This window comes from Novipirellula sp. (assembly GCF_041583735.1).
Taxonomy (GTDB): Bacteria; Planctomycetota; Planctomycetia; order Pirellulales; family Pirellulaceae; genus Novipirellula.
The window spans coordinates 1-8,560 of the sequence record NZ_JBFHFD010000371.1 but is presented as its reverse complement, the minus strand read 5'-3'; the positions used below and the strand labels follow the sequence as shown (position 1 = coordinate 8,560).

4 protein-coding genes are annotated in these 8,560 nt (G+C 55.3%); 2 read left to right on the top strand and 2 right to left on the bottom strand.

What is annotated here, in order from left to right:
- Both ABX962_RS22870 and ABX962_RS22865 read right to left on the bottom strand, forming a co-directional pair.
- The coding region (locus tag ABX962_RS22870; protein ID WP_372722631.1) for a hypothetical protein at positions 1-1,060 on the bottom strand (1,060 nt) is incomplete at its 3' end.
- Positions 1,061-1,079: 19 nt separating this feature from the next.
- Positions 1,080-3,425 carry a hypothetical protein gene (locus ABX962_RS22865; protein WP_372722630.1) on the bottom strand — a complete coding sequence of 782 codons (2,346 nt, stop codon included), beginning with the start codon at positions 3,423-3,425 and terminating at the stop codon, positions 1,080-1,082.
- Positions 3,426-3,989: 564 nt separating this feature from the next.
- On the opposite strand from ABX962_RS22865, the gene ABX962_RS22860 reads away from it, so the two are divergent.
- Both ABX962_RS22860 and ABX962_RS22855 read left to right on the top strand, forming a co-directional pair.
- Positions 3,990-5,432, top strand: coding sequence for a hypothetical protein (locus ABX962_RS22860; protein WP_372722628.1), 1,443 nt, complete (start codon positions 3,990-3,992; stop codon positions 5,430-5,432).
- Between the two features lie 101 nt (positions 5,433-5,533).
- The gene (locus ABX962_RS22855; protein ID WP_372722626.1) at positions 5,534-8,050 is read left to right on the top strand and encodes a PVC-type heme-binding CxxCH protein; all 2,517 of its coding nucleotides are present in this window, start codon (positions 5,534-5,536) and stop codon (positions 8,048-8,050) included.
- The last annotated feature ends 510 nt before the right edge of the window (positions 8,051-8,560 follow it).

Here is an 8,560-nt window from a genome sequence, read left to right as displayed (position 1 = left end):
CGCCGTCTCCCTTTTTGAGCGTGGCAATGAACTTGGTCTTGTAACTCGTGTCGGGTTCGGTCTCGATCGCGAGTGACAATGTCTGACTTTCCTTGTTGAATTGCACATCGGACAACGTCACGCCGCTGGACGCATAGAAGTCGCCACGTTTCATCGCCCGAATCAAATGCTCGGGAGTCAAGTATTTGCTGCGAACCATCACCCAGCCGCGTCCAGGACGCGAACCTGCCTTGCCGTGATACTCGTGTGAATCGTCGGTGCCGATTCCCATCAACGGCGGAATGTCCAACGAGGTTTGGCGAATCGCGTTGGCGATATCCCACATCCGTTCGATGCTGGGATGATCATCGTCGCCGAGATGGTTCACACCGGGGTGTCCGTTGTAGACCTCGAAAAAACGTTCCGATACGACCGCGGCCAAATCCTCCGCGGTGATCGCGTAGTGAAAATTTGGATGGTTCACGTGAGGCAGCACCTCGCGGCCATGTTTCTTCTCATGCTCGAGGATCGCGCGCAAGTTATTTTCGATCGCTTGACGCACGGTTTCGCCACCGACCGGTTTGATGACTTCGGCCAAATTGGTGGCGTTGATGTGAACCGGTTTGCCCTCGGCTGAATCGCTGATTTCTTCGGCCGGAATTAAAATGAATTTGCCCGTTTCCTCGACGAGATAACGAAACTCGTCCATCGGTTTTAGCCGGACTTCGTGATCTTTTTGCCCCGGTTCGCCACGGGTTTCCACCCATGCCTCTCCGAAACGATCACGGTAACGATCGAGTATGCCCTCGTCCGCTCGATTGTGGATCGCGGACATTGCCATCCAACGCATGCCTTCGCTCAGCACGTTATGGTCCGTCAACGCGAGAAAATTGTAGTCGCGTTGGCGATACCAATCCGCGATCATTTCGGGGAATTGGTCACCATCACTCCACAACGAATGCGTATGTAGGTTTCCTTTCCACCATCGAGCCGCGGGATCCGTGTCGGAGGAATCTTGTGCCGTTACATGCAGTGGCAAGGCAAGAAAAAACAAACTCGCAAGGATACAGTGTTTCGTCATGTTATTTTCGTTCTGCATGTTACTTTGGTTCGGGCCAATTCAAGTGTTTGTGTAGAAATGCAAAAGTTCCAAGTCCACGAATGGTATGGGGACCATTAAAGAATTCGATCGTGGTGGAATCAGCGAGGCCGAGTTCGTCGTAATGACGCCGCACTTTAGCGTATTCCGCAGCCACCCATTCATCCGGCGCGACGCCGTCTCGATGTCCTCGCTCGACCATGAACGGTCGGGGCGTCATCATACAGGCAAGCTCGGCATAGCTGGCAACGTTTCCCATGTTCCACTCCCAAATTTCATATTCGCCGGTGTAGACGTAACTAGCCCGATAGATATTGCTGGTCGTTTTACCAATCCACTCGTTGAAGTCGGCCGAACAAATCGACAATGCATATTGCGGGACAAAAGGGGGCACCCGCACCGCGGTTTTTCCGCCGTACGAGATGCCATAAAACGCGATCCGATCGGGATCGACATGGGGCATCGTACAAAGCCACTCGAGCGTTCGCTGGTGCTGGGGGATAATGTAGCTAAACAGCGATCGCTTCAGCGGGTTGGATTTACGTTGGATTTCGCGAAACGCATCTCCACCACGATAAGGATTCTGTGGTGCATAGACAATGAATCCGCGAAGCGCAAGTTCGGCTGCAAAGCCGCGTTCTAAGAAACGATCTTTGCGTTGATCCAACGTGCTAAGGGCGGTGCCTTCGAGTCCGTGTTGGCAAACAACAACGGGGCGCCGATCGCCGGGCTGCAAATCGGTCGGCAACAATAGGATGCCGCCCGCGATCACGTCCTCGAAAACATCCAGCACCACTTCATATCCCTTAAACTTCTCTTCATCAATCATTAATCGAGAACGGGGGTTCATCGGTAGCATTGCATGCGGAAGTCGGCCAATTACCTCGTCGTAAAATTCGTCACGGTACGCTTGGGTTGTTTCAATCCAAGATTCGACGGTGCTGCGATTCGCTTTTCCCCAGTGCTGGTCACGTATCCGCGGACTGTCGCGGACGAGTCGTTGATTCCGCTCGACCAGTTCATCGATCTGGCGTGATTGCCGAGCTGACGCATCCGCCAGCGGCAAATGAGTTACCAATTTCGCGGGCGTATTTTGCGTTGCGGGCAAATTCAGTCCGGCTAAAAACGAGGTTGCCGCGGCAATACTGCCTGCGGGGCCTGTTCCTTGTTCGCTTTCCACCAGACCGATTTGCTCGGGGCGCCCCAGCGATTGGTAATGCGATCGCGCGCGAGAAAACTCGTTGCGTACGGTGGCGATCGCCGGTGTACGAATGCGTCCGGGGGCCGCTCCGCCTCTTCGGCCTGGGGTGACCGCGGGCGGTCCATCGACTTCGGGAACGCGGCATGCTTCGATCGTCAGACGTCGTGGCGCGATGAGCGAGGCGATGTCAGCATCGGTAAATTCGGTCAGCAAGCTCCACACGTTGCGGTAGATCGGTTCACGCCAAATCTGTTCGCGGTCGTCAAAATAGCCGCATACCATAACGGAATCGACTCGCGTATCGATCGCGGCGGCATAAAATGCTAACAAGCCGCCTTCGCCCACCCCGGCGATGCCGATGGGGCGGTCCTGGTGCTGGGATTCGCGTCGGGCGACAAAGTGATCGACTACGGCAAGGATTTTTTGCACTTCGTAACCGATCACATGACGTCCGATCTCGAACGAGGTGCGGTAGACAAATTCGCGATGAGGTTGGTTCGTGAACGCGACGGCTGGATTCCCAGAAAATTCATGATCGCGATTGATCAGAGTGGGAACCAACACCTCGCATCCTTGTTGGACCCACTGCAGCACAAAGGGGGTGGCATCGGTATCAGCCATCAATCCTACCAAGGCTTCGGGGCTCCAATCGGCATCGGGGATCGCGATCACGCTGGCGGTTGGCTGTTGTCCCTTAGGGGACAGCAGTAATCCTTCGCCAGTGACCCCGTCCATCACGGGCCAGCGGACATGGCGGACGATGCACTCAGCCGAGCTTGCCAAAATCGGAGCGGGCGATTGAAAGTCGTCTTGCGAGATGATCATCTGAAGCGTCGGCTGATCGACACGAGGATCGACCGCACCAATGATTTTTGCGAATTGCTCTCGGTTTGCTTGAACGCTGTGCAAATAGCGGTCTTCGGATGCAAAATCGCGATGCCAATTTCGCCGGCGTCGGTCGCGGGATTGGCTCAATTCACGCTCGGCGAAGCGATTGATCCCACGCACCATCCACTCGTCAAGTGGTTCGTCGAGTAACAGCGGCTGCGTGCCCGGCAGCGTTTGTACCACTGCCAGCGATTCAGGGGTATGGTCGTCCTGGGCGGTCGCGATGGTGAACCCAATCCACCAAACGGCACAAAGCATCGCGAGGCGGTTTGTGTGAAAAAAGAAAACACGAGTGGGCATTCGCATCTATAGACTTATCGGTGGGATGGCGAGCGAGGGTGGGAAGTCTTGGCAGCCATTCTACATCAATCGAGGGTAACCGTGGGTGGAATGAAATTTTGCAGATTTTTTCATTCTATCTTCCTCACTGTTCGCTGTTCGTCACCGTTCGCTTCCCTCGTCTCGCGGACAAGGTCATCTACTTTTGCGCCATCATCTACTTTTGCACAGAGCGGGCATCTACTTTCGCACTGAGCGGGCATCTACTTTTGCACTGAGCGGGTGCCGCTACCCGCGGCGTTGGGATTGAGGTTTGTGGTTGGGGGCTGCAAACGGGCCATCAGTATGCTTTTGCGGCGGAGGCGAACAGAAATTTCCGTCCGATTCCCTCAGCAAACCACGCTCACGTTTTCTGCTACATTGACAGTCATGCCGGATTGAAGGGTGCCGCGTATTTTGTGCGTATACAATCAATCCCCCCCTGCCCAGCGACAATCCTGCTCGCTCTATACACTTGATCCCACCTCGCGAAAGTGTGACTGAATGAACTATTTCAAATTCTTGCGATCTCCAATTTTTAACTTGTGGATCGGTCTGATTTTGGGTTTAGCCGTGGCGGCCCACTGCATCCCACATTCGTATGGCAAGGATTTGGTCCAATCCGATCCTAATGCGAAGCGGAGGCTTTCCGTAGCCACGTTTGACATCGATGCCACACCGCCGGTCGGATTCGTGATGGCGTATGATCGAGTCAAAGAACATGGTGAACTCGGGTTGCGATGCCGCGGGGTCGTGATCATGGGAGCCGGGGACCCGATTGTGTTGTGTGCGGTCGATTGGATCGGGATCGGTAACCAGAGCCAGGATGTGTTTCGCGAGCGGATCGCTAAAGCTGCGGGAACAACGCCTTCACGCGTTGCCGTTCACACGCTTCATCAACATGACGCACCCCGCTGTGATTTTGGTGCCGAGTCGCTGCTGAATCAGGTCGGAGTCTCGGATTTGGGGGCTCACGATGGAACGTTTGCACGCCGGGTGATTGACCGTTTGGTAACCGCAATCGATTTGTCGCTGAAAACGGCCCAACCCGTGACACACGCCGGATATGGAACCGCCGAAGTCAAAGAAGTTGCTTCGAATCGCCGACTTCAGGACGAGACCGGGAAAGTCATCGCGACTCGCTATACCGCCACTCGCGATGCCAAGTTACGCGCGCTGCCGGTGGGAACCATTGATCCTGTGCTCAGTTCGCTGTCGTTTTGGAATGGGGACAAAGCGGTTGCCGTGCTGAGCTACTACGCATGCCATCCGCAAAGCTACTATCGCACGGGAATCCCAAGTCCTGATTTTCCAGGGATCGCTAGATTTTTTCGTAGCCAAGACGCTCCCGGACCTTTGTACGTTCACTTTAACGGTGCAGGCGGCAATATCGGTGCTGGAAAATACAACGACGGTTCGAAGCCGAACCGTTTGATTTTGGCAAAACGTGTTGCCAACGCGATGCAGCAATCCTTGCAGTCGACCGAAAAGTTTGCGATCGGTCCGGACGACGTGAATTGGACGAGCGTGGGAGCGGCGCTTCCACCAGCGAAACATCTCGATCGGCAAACGTTGGCCGACGGGGTGTCAAAATGGGACGGTGTCAGTTATTGGGGGGCCCCCGACGAGTTGGCTTGGCTACTGCGGTGTGAAAATGGTCACAAGATCGATCTTGGTTGTTTATCGGTCGGTGATGTTCGCGTGTTGCATATGCCCGGAGAATTGTTTGTGGAATATCAGTTGGCGGCCAAGGCGTTGCGGCCGGATTTGAAGGTTGCGATGGCGGCCTACGGCGACTACGGCCCCGGCTATATCGGTACCGCCCAGGCTTATGAACAAGGCGGCTACGAGACAAGCCAAGCGGCGTCCAATGTGGCTCCGGAAGTCGAAACGGTTCTGATGGACGGCATCAAGACGTTGTTGCAAGTCAAGGAGGTGGCACAGTGAACGTTCAAAACTTAAAACCGATCCGAAAACGGGCTGCGAAAGTCGTTAAGACTTTCGACGCAGCGCGATCGGGGCCGAATTCCGCTACGACAGCATCAACCATGACAACTCATCTTCGGTTTTCGGACTGGTTATTGTTAATGACAATGTTTTGTTTGGCTCCTTTGGTGATGTTCGCATTCGTCACAGACGATCTCTCTGCGGTGGAACCTGCTCCGACTGATGCGGCTGCTTCTACCATCGCCGCCGATTTTTCCGACGAATTGCCGCGGATCGCTCCGACCGAACCTGATGCTGCGTTATCTACATTCACGGTGGCGGACGGATTCGACATGCAGCAGGTCGCTGCGGAGCCGCTGCTCGGTAGCCCCGTGGCGATCGAGTGGGACGAACATGGCGCAATGTACGTCTGTGAAATGCGGGGCTACAGCGAAAACCGCGACGATGGCATTTCGACGATTGCCAAACTGACCGATGCCGATGGCGACGGGGTCTACGACAAACGAGTCGAATTCGCTAACGGATTGTTTTGGCCGACAGCGTTGTTTCCCTATGACGGCGGTTTATTTGTCGGAGATGCACCGGACCTGCTGTATTTGAAAGACACCGATGGCGACGGTGCAGCTGATGTCAAGCAGCGAGTGTTGACGGGGTTCGGTACCTCGAATGTGCAAGGGTTGATGAACTCATTTCGCTGGGGACTCGATAATCGGATTCATGTCGCCTGCAGCAGTGTCGGAGGCGAGATCCGCCACGCTCATGCCGCCCCCGACGTTGCAGGGCTCAGCATCCGAGGACGTGACTTGGCGTTCAATCCTCGTACTTACGAATTCGAACCGACCAGCGGTGCGGCGCAGCACGGGATGTGCTTTGACGATTGGGGACGCAAATTTGTTTCCTCCAACAGTGACCACATTCAACAAGTGATGTACGAGGACGCCGACATTGCAAGAAATCCGTTTGTCGTTCCGCCGCCGTCGCGAATTTCGATCGCCGCCGATGGACCGCAAGCGGAAGTGTTTCGCACTAGCCCGGTAGAGCCGTGGCGTATCGTGCGAACGCGATTGCGAGTGTCCGGTGCCGTGAAGGGAGTCGTCGAGGGTGGCGGCCGAGCGGCTGGCTACTTCACCGGCGCGACCGGCGTGACAATCTATCGCGGCGATGCTTGGCCCGCAAAGTGGAAGGGCCACGCGATCATTGGTGACGTCGGCAGCAACCTGATTCATCGCAAACGACTCGATCGTAATGGGTTAGAGTTCATCGCAAACCGAATGGATCAGCAAAGCGAATTCGTGACCTCGAGTGACATCTGGTTTCGTCCGGCCCAATTTGCCAACGCTCCCGACGGGACGTTGCACGTGATCGATGTTTATCGCGAGGTGATCGAGCATCCGTTGTCGTTGCCCGAGCAGATCAAAAAGCATCTTGATTTGACTTCGGGACGCGATCGCGGACGAATTTACCGAATTATCCCCACGGGATACACGCATCGTCCGTTTCAAAATCTTGCTGAATTATCAACGCCCGATCTCGTAAAAACGCTGGCTCATGCGAATGCTTGGCATCGTGAGACGGCGGCAAGGTTGTTGTACCAGCGGCAAGACCCGGCGGCCGTGGCGCCGCTGCATGCGTTGGCCAAGGACAGTTCATCACCGTTAGGGCGGATGCATGCAATGTACGCACTCGATGGACTCGCCGCATTGGACGAGGCGACACTCATCAGCGGCCTGCATGACGAGCATCCGCAAGTGCGTCGGCACGCATTGCGTTTGTGCGATTCCATCGAACTCACGCCATCGGTCCAGAGACGACTCGTTGAAATGACCAACGACGCATCGATCGAAGTTCGCTATCAGTTGGCGTTTGCCCTGGCGAACACCGCGGGGGACGTCCGTGTCAACAGCTTGGCTCGTCTTCTCAGTCGTGATCCCGATGACCGCTGGATACGCGCCGCAGTCCAAACTTCGATCAGCGACGATGCCGAAAAACTGTTGGTTCGGCTAAGGGAAAAGGATTCGTTCAGCGGAAAATTGGCCGATGCGTTTAAGAAGCAATTGAGTGATCAGATTGCGGCGCGAGCCCGAAACGTCCTCTCGAAAGGGGACGATCGTTCACGACAACGTGTCACGACAAGCTCGGCGGTGCGATCCCCCGAGGCGATTGCTCGTCGGCAAGACGTGGTGGCAAAGTACCGCGACGCACTCTCGATGCAAAGTGACATCGATCGTGGACGCGAACACTTTAAAAAGCACTGCAGCACCTGTCACCGAGTGGAAAATGTGGGGCACGAAATTGGCCCGAACTTGGCGACCATCAAGGCGCGTGGTGAAGAGACGGTGTTGACCGCTGTGCTCGATCCGAATCGAGAGGTGAATCCGCAGTACATCAACTACGTGATTTCGACGCTGGATGGAGAAATCGTATCGGGGATGATCATCGACGAAGGAGCAACAAGTTTGACGTTGCGACGCGGCGACAATGTGACCGCCACAGTGCTGCGAATCGATGTCGACGAACTAAAGAACACCGGTTTGTCGATCATGCCCGAAGGATTCGAAGACGCGATGGACAAGCAAGCGGTTGCTGATTTGATCGCCTACCTGATGCAAGCTTCGTAAACGGGGCCGTGGTGTAATGGACGTTTCCATACGCGGGCACGCTCGCCCCGGGCTTTGCTCGAGCGAGGTGCCTTGGGCTGCTAATGGTTCTGCTAAACGGAGGAGACATTTAGAGACTGCAAATTACGGCATTTGCGTTTTGTAGCTACGCTCGCCAGAGCGTGGATGGTTGCCGGCCAATACGAATCACCACCTTCTGGCGAAGGTAGCTACGAGAAAATGGTTCACAGCGTTAGCCAAAATGGCTAGCTCGGTAAGAGATTGTCGATAGCGGAAGTCGTCAACGGCTCTCGTTCCACGGCGAGTGCTCCCCGAAACTCTTGGCGAGTTTCGCTACGGAATGCGACTCAGACGGAACCGTGGCTAGCGCCAAAACGAGGGCGGTGTGAAGCATTTAGAGACTGCAAATTACGGCATTTGCGTTTTGTAGCTACGCTCGCCAGAGCGTGGATGGTTGCCGGCCAATACGAATCACCACCTTCTGGCGAAGGTAGCTACGAGAAAATGGTT